Here is a 17,274-nt window from a genome sequence, read left to right as displayed (position 1 = left end):
GGCGGAAGAGTAGGGGAATGCGCAGTAAATGGCATGATGAATGCTACTGCGTTATTGCCCCTTCGGACAGTCAAGGATTATTGCCTATTGTTACCTATTCAACACCGCATTCACGGCCTGCCCGCAGGGGACAGGCCGCGTATGTAATGGTCAGGATGAGCGCCGGCGCAGGAATGCCGGAATGTCCAGCCCGCCATCATCCGGCGTGGGGTTGCCCGTGGCCTGCTGCTGCTCCGGCTGGGGCTGCTGGGGCGCCTGCTGCTGCACGGAGGGTTCGGTGCGCGGTGCGGCTTCCGGCTGCGGTGGGGTGGAGTGGCGACGCAGCGCGCCGGTAACGATTCCGAACAGGCTGCGCGGCGCGGGCTGCTGCGGCTCGGGTGCCGGGGCCTTCGCACTTTCGGTGAACAGGGGCGAACGCGGCGAACCACGCTGCGCCACCTGCGGGGGCACGGCATCGGGGGAGGGCGCCTGCGGGGCCGCCGGGTGTGCCGCCTGCGGTGCGGCGGCAGCGGGCTGTCCCGGTGCTGCTGTGGCAGGCTGGGCTGCCGGGGCGGCGGCCGCGGGTGCTGCTGCCTGCGGTGCGGCAGGGGCCGCTGTCGCAGGGGCCGGGGTCTCGGCAGGCTGCTGGGGCGGCTGGGCTGCCGCGCGTGAGGGCGGGTTGTCGATGCCCGTCGCCACTACGGACACGCGGATACGGCCGTTCAGGGACGTATCAATGGCCGAACCGAAGATGATGTTGGCGTCTTCCGCCACTTCCTCACGGATGCGGTTGGCGGCCTGATCAACCTCGAACAGGGTCAGGTCCTCGCCACCCGTGATGTTGATGAGCAGGCCCTGCGCACCCGACATCGACGTATCTTCAAGCAGCGGGTTGGAAATGGCGTCCTCGGCGGCGGCGATGGCGCGGTTTTCGCCCTCGGCCTCGCCCGTGCCCATCATCGCCTTGCCCATCTCGGCCATGATGGTGCGGATGTCGGCAAAGTCGAGGTTGACCAGCCCCGGCGCCATCATGAGATCGGTGACGCCACGCACGCCCATGTAGAGCACGTTGTCCGCCATCTTGAAGGCGTCTTTCCAGCTCGTGCGCTCATTGGCCAGCCGGAAAAGGTTCTGGTTGGGAATTACGATCAGCGTATCAACGAACTGCTGGAGCTCGGCAATGCCCGCCTCCGCCGACTTGGCGCGCCGTCCCCCTTCGAACGTGAAGGGCTTGGTCACGACGCCCACGGTCAGGATTCCGCGCTCACGCGCCATGCGCGCGATGACGGGTGCCGCCCCCGTGCCGGTGCCGCCGCCCATGCCCGCCGTGATGAACACCATATGCGCGCCATCAAGGTGGCGGGAAAGTTCATCGCAGGCTTCTTCTGCCGCCGCGCGCCCGATTTCCGGCTTGGCACCCGCGCCAAGGCCCTGCGTCAGGTGCGGGCCAAGCTGGATGCGGCGGTCGGCGCTGCTGTGGGAAAGCTGCTGGGCATCGGTGTTGGCGACAACGAATTCCACCCCCTGCAACTGCGAATGGATCATGTTGTCCACCGCATTGGTCCCACCACCGCCAACACCGATCACCGTAATGCGGGGGGTGAAATCGGAGTGGTTCTGTTGCGGGATGGTCAGGTTGAGGGTCATGCTTGGCTCCCGATGGATTGGGGTAGGCGGGCTGGCATACGAATGGCTAAATTACAATAAAGGGTTTCTGCACAATGTCATACCCTTTCGCGTATGAAATCCATAAAACGTCGCATCAGGCCCGCCGGGCGGGCGTCGCGCGTGTCGGGTTCTCCCATTTCATCGGCGGCGCCGGCCGCCCAGGCCAGCAGCCCCGCCGAGGTGGAGAACATGGGCCACGTCGCCGCGTTTTCGGGCAGGCCGACAATGCGGCGCGGGCGGCCCAGCCGGACCTGGCGGTTGAGGATGCGCGCGGCCATCGGTCCGATCCCTTCCAGCAGCGAGCCGCCGCCCGTCAGGATCACCCGCCCGTCGGATGCGGGGCCGACGGCGGCCATTTCCAGCCTGTCGCGTACCATTTCCAGTGTCTCCTCCACGCGCGGATGTATGATCGAGACAATCCTTGCGCGTGGAATTCTGACATAATGATGGTCGTTGTCACCGATCAGCTGCACAAGAATGGGATCATGGTCATCCCCGGCCAGCAGTTCGGCCGAGCCGTGCATGGTCTTCAGCCGCTCGGCATTGTCGATGGAGGTGGACAGCCCGTGCGCGATGTCGCGCGTGATGTGCAGGCCGCCCACGGGAATCGTGGATGTGTGCAGTAGCCGTCCGTCGCCAAACACCCCGATCGAGGTGGTGCCGCCGCCCATGTCCACCACCGTGGCGCCCAGGTTGCGCTCATCCTCGTTCATCACCGCAAGGCCGGAGGCGAGGGGGGATGAGACCATCCCCTCGATCTTGAGTTCCACGCGCGACAGCACGGCCTCAAGGTTGCGCAGCGCCGTCGTGTTGGCGTCAATCACATGCAGCCGTGCCGAAAGCAGGTCGCACAGGTGCCCGCACGGGTCGAGCACCTCCTGCGTGTCATCCACCGCGTAATCCAGCGGCAGGGTATGGATGGCCGAGCGCCCCTCCGACACGGCGCGCAGGCGGCCTTCGGCAATGATGCGGCTGACATCGGTTTTCGTGATCTCGCGCCCGCCAATGGGCCAGCGCGCGTTGATGTGGCGGCTTTCGGGGTGGCCGCAGGACAGGTTCACGAAAATCGAGTCCCGGCGTTCCGTCGCCATGTCCTCGGCCTGCGCCACGGCAGCGCGGATGGCGCTTTCCGCCTCGCGCAGGTCAACAATCCCGCCCGAGCGTACCCCGTGCGAACGCCGCCAGCCATGGCCGAGGATACGGATCGTGTTGTCCGGCTCCCCCCGGCCGATCAGGCATACGATTTTGGTCGAGCCGATATCCAGCACGCTGAACGGCCCGGTGCGCAGCCTGCGCGTGGGCGCACGCTCCTCGGCCGCCACCACTGCCGCCGCGTTGCGGGAACGGGGGGCAGGCGCGGGCAGGCCCGCCCCACGTATGGCGGGCACCGGGGCTGAAGGTGTGGTTACGCGCGTTGCGGGAAGGGTCTTGTGGACCGTTCCCGGCACTGGATATGTCATGCCCGCCTCCGTATCGGACCGGTATCGGGGGAAAGCCATGGTGCGACCGGGGCCTGATCCCCCGTGGGGGCCGCCTGTGGCTGCGTGTCACCCTTGTCCCTGTCGTTGTCATTCGACGGGGCGGACGGGTTTTCACGTATGATCAGGCGGTCAGGCAGGCGCATGTCTATGGCGATAACCGGACGGTCCAGTATTCTTATACTTTGCTGCATCTGTGCAAGCCGCTTCAGGGCCGCGACTTCCTGCCCCTCGGGCAGCAGGATGGTGGTGCCGTTGCGCAGGGTCAGGTTCCACCGGCGCTGGCCCACGCGCGCAGCGGCCACCACATGGCTGCGGACCTCCGGCTGGGCCGAAAGTTCATCTATCAGCGCCGCCGCCGCCGTGTTGGCGTCCGGGCCGACCACCAGCGGAAGCTGCATGAAGGCCTCGGCATCCTTGCCGGTCATGCCCTGGTCGCGCACCTGGTTGCCCTCACGGTCGATCAGCATGAAATGCCCGTGATTCTGCCATACGGCGAAGGGGCGGCGTTCGAACAGGTGGATGATGATGGTATGCGGCAGGTGGCGCTCCACCACCGAATGATCGACAAAGGGCAGCGCATCGATGCGGTGGCGCGCGGCAGCCATGGAAAAGCCGAGGATGAAATCCCCCGTCCGCACGCCCAGTGCTTCCTGCAATGCGGATTCACTGGTCAGCACGCAGCCCGTCACGTCGATTTCGGTTATCCGCAACGGCAGCATGTTGATGATCCGGTTGCGCAGCGGCGCAAAGCGCGGGTCGGAGCCGAAATGCCGGTATGCCAGCACGCCAGCCGCCCCCAGCCCCGCCAGCACCACCAGAACGAGGATGGGGCGCAGCAGGCGCTTCTGCCGGCGCAGGAAGATCGAGAGCCGGGAGGGCCGGTGGCTGCTATCGACCGGTCGCTTCATGTACGGCAGGTCGCGTGGTCAATCATCCACTCGCACAGCGTGGCGTAGTCCATGCCACATGCCGCGGCCTGTTCGGGCAGGAGGGAGGTGGGCGTCATGCCCGGCTGTGTATTGGTTTCCAGAATGACAAGGCGCCCGGGCGCATCCGGGTCGGTCGTGTCATCATAACGGAAATCCGTGCGGCTCGCCCCCCGGCAGCCCAGCGCGCGGTGGGTGGCCAGCGCCAGTTCGCGCGCCTGTTCAAACGCTTCGGGGTGGATGCGCGCGGGCAGGTGGTGGCAGGAACCGCCTGCGTTGTACTTGGCCTGATAGTCGTAAAAGCTGGTGGCCCCGCCTGCGGGCGTGATGTCGGTCACGGTCAGCGCCCGGTCTTCAAGCACGCCCACGGTCAGTTCACGGCCGGGCACGTATTCCTCCACCAGCACATGCGTGCCGAAGGACCATGAGCGCGCCACCTCTGCCCGGCGGTTGCTGGCGGGGTGAATGATCTCGACCCCGACGGAGGACCCCTCGTTCAGCGGCTTGACCACATAGGGCGCGGGCAGGGGGTCCGCCCCCTCCAGTTCGGCGGGGGTGAGGATCATCCCGGTCGCCACCGGCAGGCCTGCGGCGGCGAAGACGGTGCGTGCGGCATCTTTGTTCATGGCGGTGGCCGAAGCCCGGACGCCGGAATGGGTGTAGGCGATGCCCATCCAGTCCAGCACGCCCTGAATGGACCCGTCCTCGCCAAAGCGGCCGTGCAGGGCGTTGAACACCACATCGGGCGCATGGTCGCGCAGGTCGGTCACGATGGAGGGCAGGTCTTCGCCCGCGTCGATGCAGCGTACCTCATGCCCACGGCCGCGCAGGGCCTCGGCCACGTTGCGCCCGCTGTTCAGGCTGACCGTGCGTTCGGCCGACATGCCGCCCATCAGGACGGAAATCTTGCGGGGCATCATACGTCTTCTTTCCTACCGGTAACCACCGGGCGGCCGATCCGCCGGATTTCCCAGCGCAGCAGGACGGCGGTGTGGTCATGCACGCGCTGGCGCACCGTCTCGCCCAGCCGCTCCAGGTCGCCTGCGGTGGCATTGCCCGTATTGAGCATGAAATTGCAGTGCTTCTCGCTCATCATGGCGCCGCCCACCTTCAGGCCACGGCACCCGGCGGCGTCAATCAGTTCCCACGCCTTGCGCTCGGATTCGTCGGGGGCGGGGTTGCGGAAGGTGGACCCCCCCGTACGGGCGCGGACAGGCTGGGATGCCTCACGCGCGGCGCGGATGTCCTCGATACGCTGGCGGATGGCGGCGGGCGGGGCTTCCTGCGCGTTCAGCCGGGTGCGCACCACCACGGCATGGGCGGGCAGGCTGGCGTGGCGGTAGCTGAAATCCAGTGATGCGGCGGGCAGGCGCAGCAGCCTGCCGTCACGTGTCACCACCTCCACCCAGTCCAGTACGGTGGCCATGTCCGAACCATAGGCCCCGGCGTTCATGGCCACCGCGCCACCGATCGAGCCGGGTATGCCCGCAAGGAATTCAAGCCCCCCAAGCCCGGCCTGCGCCGCGTGTTCGGCAACGGTCACGTCAAGGCAGGCGGCCCCCACGATCAGCCCGTCCCCATCACGCGTGATGGTGGAAAAGCCACGGGCCAGCCGGATGACCAGCCCGTCAATGCCCCCGTCGCGCACGATCACGTTCGAGCAGGCCCCGAGTGCAAGGACCGGGGCCTCCAGCGGGAGGCAGCGCAGGACACGGGCCAGGTCTTCCGCGCTGGCGGGCTGGAACAGGAGTTCCGCCGCCCCACCCACGCGGAACCACGTGCGCGCGCCCAGCGGTGCCTGCGCGGTCAGGCGGCCACGGGGGCGGCAGGCTTCTGTATCCAGAACCTCCGCCCAGCGGGGCAGGGTGGGCATGGGGGTGGTGTCGCTCATTTAATGGGCATCCACCTTCTGGGGGGCTGCGGGGTGTGCGCCGGACTGGAGTGCGGCCAGTTGTTCGGGCAGCGCCTGCGCCCAGTTGGTGATGCTGCCTGCGCCAAGGCAGACGACAAAATCACCCGGTCGGGCAATGGCGTTGATCATTTCCGCAAGGTGTTCCGGCCCCGGCAGCGGCACGACGGAACGGTGCCCGCGTTCGCGCAGCCCCTCCACCAGCGCATCACGGTCGATGCCCTCGATCGGCTGTTCACCGGCGGCATAGACATCGGCGATGATGACGGTGCCCGCATCGTTCATGCAGGTGCAGAATTCGTTGAACAGTGTTTTCAGCCGCGAATAACGGTGCGGCTGCATGACCGCGATCACGTTGCCCGCACCCGCCTGCCGCGCCGCCTTCAGCACGGCGGCGATTTCCACCGGGTGGTGGCCGTAATCGTCGATGATGGTGATGCCGCCGGTCTCGCCCGTGCGGGTGAAGCGGCGCTTGACCCCCCGGAACGCCGCGAAGGCGGAGCGGATGGTGGCGTCGTCAATCTCCATCTCGGTGCCCACCGCAATGGCGGCCAGCGCATTCTGCACGTTGTGGTGGCCCAGCATGGGCAGGCGGAACGGCCCCGCGCGGCGTGAGCGGTTGCGGTTGCGGCTGGTGATCACGACCTCGAACGTCGCCCCCAGCTTGTCGGTAATCACCTTTTCGGCGCGCACATCCGCCTGCGGCGAGAAACCGTAGGTGATGATCCGGTGGTCCGACAGGCGCGGGATCATCTGCTGCACGGCGGGGTGGTCGATGCACAGCACCGCGAAGCCATAGAACGGGATGTTGGACACGAACTGGTCATAGGCCGCCTGCATGGCCTCCTCCGTGCCCCAGTGATCCAGATGCTCGGGGTCCATGTTGGTCACGACCGTAATGACGGAGGGCAGGCGCAGGAACGAGCCATCACTCTCATCGGCCTCGACCACCATCCAGTCACCCGATCCCATGCGGGTGTTGGTGCCATAGGCTTCGATGATGCCGCCGTTGATGACCGTGGGGTCCAGCTTCGCCGCTTCCAGCACGGCGGCGACAAGGCTGGTGGTGGTGGTCTTGCCATGCGTGCCGCCCACCGCGATCGACCAGCGCAGGCGCATGAGTTCGGCCAGCATTTCCGCCCGGCGCACCACCGGGATCAGGCGCGCGCGCGCGGCCACGACCTCGGGGTTGTCGCGCTGCACGGCGGTGGACGTGACAACCACCTGCGCGTTGCCAAGGTTCGCCGCGTCATGGCCGATGGTGACCGGAATACCGGCGGCGCGCAGGCGCAGGACATTGGCGTTTTCCGCAATGTCCGATCCCTGCACCACATAGCCCAGCATGTGCAGCACCTCGGCAATGCCGGACATGCCAATGCCGCCGATGCCGACAAAATGAATGGTGCCAATGGAAAGGGGCAGGGCTCTCATGAAATCGGATCTCCGTGTTCGCGCAGGCGGAATTAAGCGGTGTGGGTGCGGTCAGGCAAGCGTGCTTCTATCATGTCGGCCAGACGGGCGGCGGCGTCGGGGCGGCCAAGGCGGCCTGCGGCCTGCGCCGTGCGGGCCAGCAGGTCACGGTCCGCCAGCAGCGTGGTCAGGCGTTCGGTCAGCGTGGGGGCGGTGAAATCGGGCTGGCGGATCATCCACGCGGCCCCGGCATCCACCAGCGCGCGGGCATTGGCCCCCTGTTCGTCACGCGCGGCAATGGGCAGCGGCACCAGCAGCGACGGGCGGCCCGCCACCGTCAGTTCCGCGACCGAGGAACCGCCCGCCCGGCCAATGACCAGATGTGCCGTGCGCAGGCGCTCGGGCACGTCATTCAGGAACGGGGCGATTCGCGCGGGGATGCCTGCGGCACGGTACGCCGCCGCCACGCGCTCGACATCCTCGGCGCGGGCCTGCTGCGTTACCTGCAGCCGTGCGCGCAGGGCCGGGGACAGTGCGGCAAGGGCTGCGGGCACCACGTCACTGAACACCCGCGCACCCAGCGACCCGCCCCAGACCAGCAGGTTGATGACGCCGTTGGAGGGGCTGTAGCCTTCGCCCGCAAGTGCGGTGATGTCCGGGCGCACTGGCATGCCGGTCAGCGTGGTGGGCGTGCCTGCGGGCACACCCGCCACCACCGGAAAGGATGTGGCGATGGCGTCCATGCGCGGGGCAAGGAAGCCATTGGCCTTGCCCAGCACCGCATTGCCTTCATGCACGAACAGCAGCGGCCGGATGCGACGGGGCAGCAGGCTGCCGCCCAGCAGCGGCGGCACGGACGGATACCCGCCAAAGCCGATGATGGCGCAGGGCTGTATGCGCCGCAGGATATGCCGCGCGGCCACCACACCACGCGCCAGCGCCATGGCCCCGCGCGCGGCCCGCACGATGCCACGCCCCGCAATGCCCGCGCCGGGCAGGACAAACTGCTGCCGCCCGGCGAAGATGCCGTTTTCACGCACGCCCGCGCGGCGGTCGGTCATGAGGATGATGTCATGCCCCCGGCGCACCAGTTCGCAGGCCAGTGCCTCGGCGGGGAAGAAATGGCCACCGGTTCCCCCGGCCGCGACGGCAATGCAGTGACGGGTCATGATGATGCTTTCCGCGTTGAGGAAGGTGGCGTGCCGAAGGAGCTGAACCGCCCTTCACCCAGCCGGTTGCGGGTCAGGGCCAGCACCATGCCGATTGTAAGCGCAACCGACATGGCTGACGACCCGCCATAGGAAATGAATGGCAGCGTCATGCCCTTGGTCGGGATCAGGTGCAGGGTGGACCCCATGTTGACGAAGGCCTGCAGGCCAAACCCCGTCATGAGCCCCGCCGTCGCCACCGCGATGAAGGGGTCGTTCTCATGCAGCAGCTTGAGCAGTGTGCGGATGACCATCGTGGCGAAGACGCCGATGATGAACAGGCAGATCAGCATGCCGAACTCCTCGCCCGCCACGGCGAACACGAAGTCGGCATGGGCATCGGGCAGCAGGTCCTTCACCCGTCCCTCGCCGGGGCCACGGCCCAGCAGGCCACCATTGCCGAACGCGCGCAGGGCGGTGTCGATCTGGTAGTGGTCGCCCACCGCCGGGTGCAGGAACCGCTCAACGCGCGAACGCACATGCGGGAACACCATATACGCCCCGATGAACGCCGCGACCATGCTGGCCACGCCCGCCCCCACCAGGAACAGGCTCAGCCCGTCAATGAAAAGCTGGGTCAGGAATACGGTGGTGATGACGCTCAGCATCCCGATATCGGGCTGTGACTTGAGCAGCAGCAGCACAAGCCCGAACAGCACGAACGCCACCAGCAGGCCGGGGAAGTATTTTCGCCCCCGGCGCTGGGTCAGCAGCCACGCGGTGACCACGGCAAAGCAGGGCTTGAGGAATTCCGATGGCTGGACCGACATCATGGGCAGGGCGATCCAGCGCCGCGCGCCCTTGATCTCGATGCCATGCACAAGTGTCAGGAACGTGGCCCCGAGCGCGAGCACGAACCCGATCCACCCCACCAGCCTGACGCCGCGCAGTGACAGCAGGGAGGTGGCGATGACGATCAGCAGCGCCAGCAGCAGGAAGCAGACCTGCTTGAAAATGAACATGTCGCGCGACGCGCCAATACGCACCGCAACCGCCGGGCTGGCCGCGAGCATCAGGATATAGCCGAACCCGATCAGGATACCCACGCAGATGAGCGTCACCCGGTCGATGCTCCGCCACCATCGCGCTGCCTGCGATGTGTTTATGCGCGACAGGCCGCTCATCCGGGCATGGTTCCGTCCGTGGCCGGAGCCAGGCCGCGCACCAGGGCAGCGAAATGCGCGCCACGTTCCTCAAACCCGCTGAACTGGTCAAAGCTGGCGCAGGCGGGGGAGAGCATGACCACATCCGCCTTCAGCGCGCGTGCCGCCTCCAGCGCCTCGGGCACGGCGCGGTCAAGGGTATGGACAATGCGGTGGGGTATGCCGTGCCGCGCCAGCGTGCCCGCCAGTTCCGGGGCGTCGCGCCCGATCAGCAGCGCAAGCGCCACCCGGTTGAAACAGGGGGCAAGTGCCTCGATCCCGCCCGCCTTGGCCGTGCCGCCCGCAATCCAGATCATCCGGTCATGGCAGGCCAGCGCGCGCGCGGCCGCATCCGTATTGGTGGCCTTGCTGTCATTGATGAAGCGGATGCCCCCAATGCTGCCCACCAGCTTCTGCCGGTGGTCAAGGGCGGCAAAGGATACCAGCGCGGGTTCCACTGCCGCACGCGCCAGCCCCAGATGGAGCGCCATGGCGGTGGCGGCGGCCGCGTTCTCGCGGTTATGGGTGCCAGGCAGTTCATGGACCGCATCAAGGCCCGCGATGACACCATGCCGGTCACACAGGGCATGGGGCGTGCAGTACAGGTCACACGCCCTGTCTTCCGCCCCGCTTATGCAGGCCACTTCCGCGCCCGTGGCGGCAAGCCGGCCGCGCAGCGTGGCAAGATCGGGCAGGGTGGCGCCCAGCACCGCAAGGTCGCCCGCGTGCTGGTGGTCGAATACATGCAGCTTGGCCGCGACGTAGCCTGCCATGTCGCCATGGCGGTCCAGATGGTCGGGGCTCAGGTTCAGCAGGCATGCGGCATCGAAATGAAGCAGGTCCAGCCGTTCCAGCATATAGGACGACATTTCCAGCACGTACACGCCATCATCGGGCAGTAGCGGCAGCGACAGGGCAGCGGGGCCAAGATTGCCGCCCGCCGCCACCGGCACGCCGCCTGCCGCCAGCATATGGGCCAGCAGGACGGTGGTGGTGGATTTGCCGTTGGTGCCGGTAATGCCCGCGAAACGCGCACGGCTGCCCGCCGCCCGTACGGCGCGGTACAGGATTTCCGCATCCGACAGGATCGGCACGCCCGCATCGCGCGCCATCGTGGCCAGCGGGTGCGGCGTGGGCAGGATATGCGCAATACCGGGGGAGAGGATCAGCCCGGCCAGCCCGAGCATGTTGGTGAAGGGGGCAACCCTGAGCCGGGCATGGGCGGGCAGCGCCACGCGCGCGGCCTCGCGGTCATCCCATGCCTGCACGGTGGCCCCCATGGCCAGCAGGGCCGCCACGGCGGCGTTGCCGTTACGGCCCAGTCCGACCACGCCATAATGGCAGCCAGCGAACAGGGTGGGGGGGAAGGCGCCGTTCACCGCAGTTTCAGCGTGGCCAGACCACACAGCCCCAGCACGATGGACACGATCCAGAAGCGGATCACGATCTTGGATTCAGCCCAGCCCTTTTTTTCGAAATGGTGGTGCAGCGGGGCCATCAGGAACACGCGCCGCCCCGTGCGCTTGTACCAGAACACCTGAATGATGACGGAAAACGTCTCGACCACGAACAGCCCGCCAACAATGCACAGCACCAGCTCATGTTTGACCGCTACCGCCACGGCACCCAGCGCGCCGCCCAGCGCGAGCGAGCCCGTATCGCCCATGAATACGGCCGCGGGCGGGGCGTTGAACCACAGGAAGCCAAGCCCGGCCCCCACCAGCGCCGAACAGAACACCCCCAGCTCCCCCGTGCCGGGCACGGCATGCAGTTGCAGGTAGTCGGCAAAGATGTGGTTGCCGACCAGATAGGAAATCAGTGCGAACACAAGGGCCGCGATAATGACCGGCACGATGGCCAGCCCATCCAGCCCGTCGGTAAAGTTCACGGCGTTGCCGAACCCGGTGATCGTGATCATGGCGAAAAGCGGGAAGGCGTAGCCAAGGGGCAGCAGCAGGTCCTTGACGAAGGGAAAGGCGAGGTGATTGGCCAGATCGGGCGGCATCAGGCTTTGCAGCCAGATCCCGCCAATCAGCGAGGCCCCGAATTCACACCCCAGCCGCATGCGCTTGGACACGCCATCGGTATTGCGGCGTGACAGCTTCAGGTAATCATCGGCAAAGCCCACCGCGCCGAACGCCAGTGTGGTCAGCATTACCGCCCAGACGAAACCGTTATGCAGGTCGGCCCATAGCAGGGTCGAGCCGAACAGCGAGAGCAGGATCAGCACGCCACCCATGGTGGGGGTGCCGACCTTTTCAATCAGGTGCCGCTCCGGCCCGAGCTTGCGGATCGGCTGGCCCTCGCGCTGGATGCGGCGCAGTTCCGCAATCAGCGGGTTGCCCAGGCACAGGCTGATCGCCAGTGCGGTCATGCATGCCGCCCCGGAGCGGAAGGTGATGTAGCGGAACAGGTTGAGCACGGAGGTATGGGCGGCCGGGTGGTGCTGGAACAGGTCATACAGCATCAGGCCTGTCCCACCCGTGCGTCATCCATCCGCAGCGTGGCGACGACATGGCCCATGCGGCTGCCATGGCTTCCCTTGACCATGACCGTGTCACCCGCGCGCAGGGCCGCGCGCACCATCGGGGCAAGCTGTTCGGATTCGGGTGTCCACCCTCCCTGTAGGGAAGAAGGCAGGGTGTCAAAAAGTGTTTTCATATTCGGGCCGCAACAGAAGACAATATCCGCGTTCGCGCAGACGGCAGGGAGAAGGGCTTGGTGTTCGTGCCGTGCGAACGTGCCCAGTTCAAGCATGTCACCCAGCACGGCGATTCGTCGGCCGGTGGCGACAAGGCCAAGCAGGTCGAGGGCCGCACGCACGGAATCTGGAGAGGCATTATAGCTTTCATCCAGCAGCGCAACCTTGTCCTGCATCACGCGTGCGATCGCACCCCGCCCGGCACCGGGGGCGAAGGTGGCCAGACCCGCCACGGCACGGTCCATATCCGCGCCGCAGGCATGGGCGGCGGCCAGCGCCAGCATCGCGTTGCCCGCCATGTGCCGCCCCGGCGCGTTGACGCGCACCTTGCCCTGCCAGTGGGGCAGGTGCATCTCGAACCCGCTGCCCTGTGCGTCATGCTCCAGCCCGGTTGCGTAAACGGGGCAGTCCTTGCTTTGGCCCACGCGCCACAGCGTCGCACCTGCCTGTGCGGCGTTGTGGATGAAATGGGTCTCGCCCGTAATGCCATCAGGGATGATGCCGGTGCCCCCCGCGGGCAGCGCGCACAGGATTTCCGCCTTCTCGCGCGCAATGGCGTCCATGCTGCCCATAAGCCCGAGATGGGAGGACGCAACCGTGGTGATGACCGCCACATCCGGGCGCACCATGCGCGCCAGCGGCAGGATCTCGCCCACATGGTTCATGCCGATCTCGCACACGCAGTAGGCGGCGGAGGCAGGCAGGCGGGCAAGGGTGAGCGGCACGCCCCAGTGGTTGTTGTATGACGCCACGGCGTAATGCGTCGGCCCGCAGGCCTGCAGCGCATGGCGCAGCATGTCCTTGACCGATGTCTTGCCCACGCTGCCCGTCACCCCGACCATGCGCCCCGCAAAGCGCGCGCGCGCGAAGCGGGCCATGTCGCGCAGGGCGTCAAGCGTGTCGGCCACGTGCAGGATGCGCGGGTCATCAACGCCGCAGGGCTCATGCACCACCACGGCGCCCGCGCCCGCATGCAGGGCGGCGGCGACATGTTCATGCCCGTTGCTGCGTTCACCGCGCAGGGCGATGAACACGTCACCGGGCCTGAGGGTGCGGGTGTCGATGGATACGCCTGTCCCGGCGATGTCCGATGATGTGGAGGATGGAAAACGCCCCGATGTCGCGGCCAGCAGGTCCGCGCGGCTCCATAACAGTGTCATTCAGTCCCCGTCAGGCCACGGATCACCGTGGCGTCGTCAAATGGCAGGCTCTCGCGGCCAATAATCTGTCCCTGTTCGTGGCCCTTGCCCGCCACGACCAGCACGTCCCCTTCTTCCAGCATGTCCAGCCCGGTGGCGATAGCGGCGCGGCGGTCGCCCACTTCCAGTGCGTTGGGGGCGGCGGCCAGTATTTCGGCGCGGATGGTGGCCGGTATTTCGGTGCGCGGGTTGTCGTCCGTCACGATGACCCGGTCGGCAAGGCGGGTGGCCGTCTCCCCCATCACGGGGCGCTTGCCCCGGTCCCTGTCGCCGCCTGCACCCATTACGATGACCAGCCTGCCGCGCGTATGCGGGCGGAGCGACTGGAGCAGGCGCGCGATGGCATCTGGCGTATGGGCGTAATCGACATAGGCCGCAGCCCCGCTGGGCAGCACGGCCACACGCTCCATGCGTCCGCGCACGCCATGCAGGTGTTCCAGTAGGCCAATCGCCCGGTCAGGGGCATCATCGGCCGGGCCCGCCATGGCGGCGGCCAGCAGGATGTTGTCAACCTGGAACCGCCCGACCAGTGGCACCGACACCTCATGCCGGCCGGAAGGCGTGGCCAGGTGCAGGTCCTGCCCGGTGGGCGTGGGGTGTGCGGCCAGCAGGCGCAGGCTCTCGCCCCGGGTGCCGGTGGTGCGCAGGACGAGGTTGCGGCGCCGCGCGATTTCACGGATTGCCGCGCCGGTTGTCTCATCCATGTCGGCATTCATGGCGGCAATGCCGCCTTCGGGCAGGATGGTGTCGAACAGGCGCAGCTTTGCCGCGCGGTAGGCATCGGCGCTGCCGTGATAGTCCAGGTGGTCGCGCGTCAGGTTGCTGAACCCCGCCGCATAGGGGGTGATCCCGTCCAGCCTGCGCTGTTCCAGCCCGTGGGATGAAGCCTCGAGTGCTACATGCTCGACACCCGCCTGCGCCATGGCCCCCAGCAGGTGCATGAGCCCGACACTGTCCGGCGTGGTCAGCACCGGCCCGCAATCGGGCAGGGGGCAGGGGGCGACAGCGCCCAGCGTGCCGATCGTGCCCGCCTTCAGCCCCTGCAGCGCCCAGATCTGGCGCAGGAATTCCACGGTGCTGGTCTTGCCATTGGTGCCGGTTACGGCGGCGATGTGGCGGGGCAGGCGGCGGGTCAGGGCGCGTGCGATCAGGGTCAGTGCGCGGCGTGCATCCTGCGTGAACAGTACCGGTAACCCTGCCGGCGGGGAAAAGGCCGGGTCGGCTTCCAGCAGCACGGCGGCGGCCCCGGCGGCGATGGCCTGCATGATATAGGCCCGCCCATCGGCATGCGTGCCGCGCAGCGCCGCGAAGATCATGCCGGAGCGGATGGCGCGGCTGTCAGCCGAGATGCCGGTAATGTTCAGGCGGTCAGCGGCGGGCGGGAGCGTGATGTCCGTACCCGCGCGGCGCAGGAGTTCAGGCAGGTGCATGTCGTGCTATCCCCTGTCGCTCGGGCGTTGCGCGGGCGGGTGGCTGGTGTCGTTGCGCACATGAAGCGTGCGGGCAGGCGCCTGGGCGGTGTCGGTTGCGCCATGCGCGGCGTGCGCGCGGCGGGCGGAGGGGGCAGCGGATTCATGCTCGTGTTCGTGCAGGTGTTCGGTGCCGGGGTCGTAGCCCGGCCCCAGCGCGCGGTAGCCACGCGGCACGGCGGGCCGCATGGGAATGGCCAGTTCCGCCTCGATCGCGGCGGCATGCTGCGTATCGGGGAACAGGCCCATCAGGGGGGCGATGCGCGTGATCATCTGTGCCGCCGTGGGGGCGGCGTTCCACCCCGCCGTGGTCCAGCCATGGGTCTGCGCGGTCGGCTTGGGGCTGTCGAGCATGACATAGATGGCGTAACGCGGCGCGTTCATGGGGAAGATACCGGTAAAGGCGGAGACGTTGACGTGCTTGAGATAGCCCCCATGCGGGCCGATCTTTTCAGCCGTGCCGGTCTTGCCGCCTACGTAATACCCGACGGATTCCGCTTTCTGCCCCGTGCCCTTGGCCACGTCCAGCCGCAGGATACGGCGCAGGATGTCCGAGTTGGCGGCGGAAATCAGGCGCTCGGCATCGGGTGGCGGCGTGATGTCCGCATCCGGCGTGGTGGCGCCAGCGGGCGTGCTTTCATGCGCGAGCAGGGTCGGTTTGAGCAGGAACCCGCCATTGGCGGTAGCCGCCGTGCCCCGCACGATGGAGAGCGGCGGTTCCGCCATGCCATGGCCGAAGGCCACCGTCATGGTGGTGGAAACACCCCAGTTGCGTACGGAGGGCACGATGGGCCGCCCGGCCTCCGGCAGTTCGATCGGCACGCGGGAGAAGAAGCCCATCCGCCGCAACCAGTCCTGCTGGCGCGCTGCCCCCGCGTCCAGCGCGATATGCGCTGCCGCCGGGTTGGAGGAATAGGCCATGACTTCCGGCAGCGACAGCCACGGGTCGAAATGGTCGGATTTCATGTCCGAAATGGTGAAGCGGCCGATCTTGATGGGTATGCTGGAAAAGCGGTCCCATATATGGGCGACACCATCCTGCAGCGCCATGGCGGTGGTCTGGAGCTTGAAGGTCGAACCGGGCTCGTACATGCCCGTCACGGCGCGGTTGAAGCGTGAATCGGGTGCGGCCCGGCCAAAATCATTGGCGTCATAATCCGGCAGGCTGACCATGCTAATGACCTCGCCGGTACGCACGTCCATCACGATGGCGCACGCCCCGATGGCCTGGAACGTATCCATGGCGGATTGCAGTTCGTCATGCACCACGTTCTGCACCCGCACATCCAGTGACAGGCGCAGGGGCGTGCGGTCACTGTCCAGCCGCTGGTCGAAATAACGCTCGATGCCAGCTACGCCGTGGTCGTCAATGTCCACGCCGCCAAGGATATGGGCCGCCACCCGCCCCATGGGGTAGCGCCGCCGCTCACCGGGTTCGAAATACACGCCGGGGATGCCGAGGTTGTTGACGGCCAGTTCCTGCGCGGGGGAAATGTCGCGCGCCAGATAGACGAACTGCTTGTTCAGCGACAGGCGGCGCTTTGTGTCTTCCTCGTTCAGGGTGGGCAGCACCGTCTTGAGCCTGTGGGCCGCATCGGCGGGGTCGATCATTTCCAGCGGGTTGGCATAGACCTGCGCCACCGGCAGCGACATGGCCAGAACCTGTCCGTTGCGGTCAATGACCGAGGCCCGATGCACCTGCGGCAGCGCCACATCGCCCGCGATCATGCCCTTGGGGTCGCTTTTGGGGATGGGGGGAACCTGTGGCGCGATCTGCTGCTGCTGGGGCGGCATGGGCCAGATGATGGTGGCCATGGTCAGCTTGAGGCTGATGGCCGAAAACAGCACGAAAAACACCCCGGCCAGAACCAGCAGCCGCGCATGCATCCGGTCCTGCGCCATGAGCGCGCGCAGGCTCCCCCCCATAGGGAAGGAAGCCTGTTCGCCTCCGTCGCGTCGGTCGTGGATCGGGTTGTTCATGCGTGTTCCGGGCCGGAAAGCCGGTAGAAAGGGAAAATCAGGTCAGTTGCTGACCGGCACTGGCGGTGGCAGGGCGCTGACATGCGGCGTGCCCAGAGATGTGCCGCCCATATGCGACACGGGGGGCGAACGCCATGCCACATCCGCTATGCCCGAAGTCCGGGCGTGGTAGGCGGGGGCGGGGGGAATGACCGTATCACGC

General features: G+C 67.2%; 13 protein-coding genes. All 13 read right to left on the bottom strand.

Annotation, left to right across the window (positions count from 1 at the left end; translation table 11 throughout):
* Positions 1–150: 150 nt before the first annotated feature.
* Complete coding sequence (gene ftsZ, locus DY926_RS04810) at positions 151–1,626, bottom strand: cell division protein FtsZ (protein WP_116702328.1); 1,476 nt, start codon at positions 1,624–1,626, stop codon at positions 151–153.
* A gap of 77 nt (positions 1,627–1,703) precedes the next feature.
* Entirely contained in the window at positions 1,704–3,107 is a 1,404-nt protein-coding gene (gene ftsA, locus DY926_RS04805) for a cell division protein FtsA (protein ID WP_241503065.1), read from the bottom strand.
* Entirely contained in the window at positions 3,104–4,036 is a 933-nt protein-coding gene (locus DY926_RS04800; RefSeq protein ID WP_116702326.1) for a cell division protein FtsQ/DivIB, read from the bottom strand. The genes ftsA and DY926_RS04800 overlap by 4 nt, the downstream gene beginning before the upstream one ends.
* Entirely contained in the window at positions 4,033–4,974 is a 942-nt protein-coding gene (locus DY926_RS04795; RefSeq protein WP_116702325.1) for a D-alanine--D-alanine ligase, read from the bottom strand. The genes DY926_RS04800 and DY926_RS04795 overlap by 4 nt, the downstream gene beginning before the upstream one ends.
* Positions 4,971–5,927: a UDP-N-acetylmuramate dehydrogenase gene (murB, locus tag DY926_RS04790; RefSeq protein WP_241503069.1), complete on the bottom strand. Its 957-nt coding sequence runs from the start codon at positions 5,925–5,927 to the stop codon at positions 4,971–4,973. The genes DY926_RS04795 and murB overlap by 4 nt, the downstream gene beginning before the upstream one ends.
* 18 nt (positions 5,928–5,945) lie before the next feature.
* The gene (gene murC / locus DY926_RS04785) at positions 5,946–7,394 is read right to left on the bottom strand and encodes a UDP-N-acetylmuramate--L-alanine ligase (protein ID WP_116702323.1); all 1,449 of its coding nucleotides are present in this window, start codon (positions 7,392–7,394) and stop codon (positions 5,946–5,948) included.
* A 32-nt stretch (positions 7,395–7,426) separates the two neighbouring features.
* Positions 7,427–8,542, bottom strand: coding sequence for an undecaprenyldiphospho-muramoylpentapeptide beta-N-acetylglucosaminyltransferase (murG, locus tag DY926_RS04780; RefSeq protein ID WP_116702322.1), 1,116 nt, complete (start codon positions 8,540–8,542; stop codon positions 7,427–7,429).
* On the bottom strand, positions 8,539–9,705 hold the full coding sequence (locus tag DY926_RS04775; protein ID WP_116702321.1) for an FtsW/RodA/SpoVE family cell cycle protein: 1,167 nt from the start codon (positions 9,703–9,705) through the stop codon (positions 8,539–8,541). The genes murG and DY926_RS04775 overlap by 4 nt, the downstream gene beginning before the upstream one ends.
* On the bottom strand, positions 9,702–11,102 hold the full coding sequence (gene murD / locus DY926_RS04770; RefSeq protein ID WP_116702320.1) for a UDP-N-acetylmuramoyl-L-alanine--D-glutamate ligase: 1,401 nt from the start codon (positions 11,100–11,102) through the stop codon (positions 9,702–9,704). The genes DY926_RS04775 and murD overlap by 4 nt, the downstream gene beginning before the upstream one ends.
* Positions 11,099–12,190 carry a phospho-N-acetylmuramoyl-pentapeptide-transferase gene (gene mraY / locus DY926_RS04765; protein ID WP_116702319.1) on the bottom strand — a complete coding sequence of 364 codons (1,092 nt, stop codon included), beginning with the start codon at positions 12,188–12,190 and terminating at the stop codon, positions 11,099–11,101. Before mraY ends, murD begins: the two co-directional genes overlap by 4 nt.
* The gene (locus tag DY926_RS04760) at positions 12,190–13,584 is read right to left on the bottom strand and encodes a UDP-N-acetylmuramoyl-tripeptide--D-alanyl-D-alanine ligase (RefSeq protein WP_116702318.1); all 1,395 of its coding nucleotides are present in this window, start codon (positions 13,582–13,584) and stop codon (positions 12,190–12,192) included. The genes mraY and DY926_RS04760 overlap by 1 nt, the downstream gene beginning before the upstream one ends.
* Positions 13,581–15,053, bottom strand: coding sequence for a UDP-N-acetylmuramoyl-L-alanyl-D-glutamate--2,6-diaminopimelate ligase (locus DY926_RS04755; RefSeq protein ID WP_116702317.1), 1,473 nt, complete (start codon positions 15,051–15,053; stop codon positions 13,581–13,583). The genes DY926_RS04760 and DY926_RS04755 overlap by 4 nt, the downstream gene beginning before the upstream one ends.
* A gap of 6 nt (positions 15,054–15,059) precedes the next feature.
* Complete coding sequence (locus tag DY926_RS04750; protein ID WP_116702316.1) at positions 15,060–17,072, bottom strand: peptidoglycan D,D-transpeptidase FtsI family protein; 2,013 nt, start codon at positions 17,070–17,072, stop codon at positions 15,060–15,062.
* Positions 17,073–17,274 lie beyond the last annotated feature (202 nt).

This window comes from Komagataeibacter melaceti (genome assembly GCF_003403295.1).
In the GTDB taxonomy this organism is placed as follows: domain Bacteria; phylum Pseudomonadota; class Alphaproteobacteria; order Acetobacterales; family Acetobacteraceae; genus Komagataeibacter; species Komagataeibacter melaceti.
This window is presented reverse-complemented; position numbering and strand designations above follow the sequence as displayed.

Excerpts from the sequence above, each read along its gene's own strand:
- DY926_RS04760 (WP_116702318.1), bottom strand. The coding sequence starts at position 13,584 with ATGACACTGTTATGGAGCCGCGCGGACCTGCTGGCCGCGACATCGGGG.
- murC (WP_116702323.1), bottom strand. The coding sequence starts at position 7,394 with ATGAGAGCCCTGCCCCTTTCCATTGGCACCATTCATTTTGTCGGCATC.
- murB (WP_241503069.1), bottom strand. The coding sequence starts at position 5,927 with ATGCCCACCCTGCCCCGCTGGGCGGAGGTTCTGGATACAGAAGCCTGC.
- mraY (WP_116702319.1), bottom strand. The coding sequence starts at position 12,190 with ATGCTGTATGACCTGTTCCAGCACCACCCGGCCGCCCATACCTCCGTG.
- ftsZ (WP_116702328.1), bottom strand. The coding sequence starts at position 1,626 with ATGACCCTCAACCTGACCATCCCGCAACAGAACCACTCCGATTTCACC.
- DY926_RS04800 (WP_116702326.1), bottom strand. The coding sequence starts at position 4,036 with ATGAAGCGACCGGTCGATAGCAGCCACCGGCCCTCCCGGCTCTCGATC.
- DY926_RS04755 (WP_116702317.1), bottom strand. The coding sequence starts at position 15,053 with ATGCACCTGCCTGAACTCCTGCGCCGCGCGGGTACGGACATCACGCTC.
- DY926_RS04775 (WP_116702321.1), bottom strand. The coding sequence starts at position 9,705 with ATGAGCGGCCTGTCGCGCATAAACACATCGCAGGCAGCGCGATGGTGG.
- murG (WP_116702322.1), bottom strand. The coding sequence starts at position 8,542 with ATGACCCGTCACTGCATTGCCGTCGCGGCCGGGGGAACCGGTGGCCAT.
- ftsA (WP_241503065.1), bottom strand. The coding sequence starts at position 3,107 with ATGACATATCCAGTGCCGGGAACGGTCCACAAGACCCTTCCCGCAACG.
- DY926_RS04750 (WP_116702316.1), bottom strand. The coding sequence starts at position 17,072 with ATGAACAACCCGATCCACGACCGACGCGACGGAGGCGAACAGGCTTCC.
- DY926_RS04795 (WP_116702325.1), bottom strand. The coding sequence starts at position 4,974 with ATGATGCCCCGCAAGATTTCCGTCCTGATGGGCGGCATGTCGGCCGAA.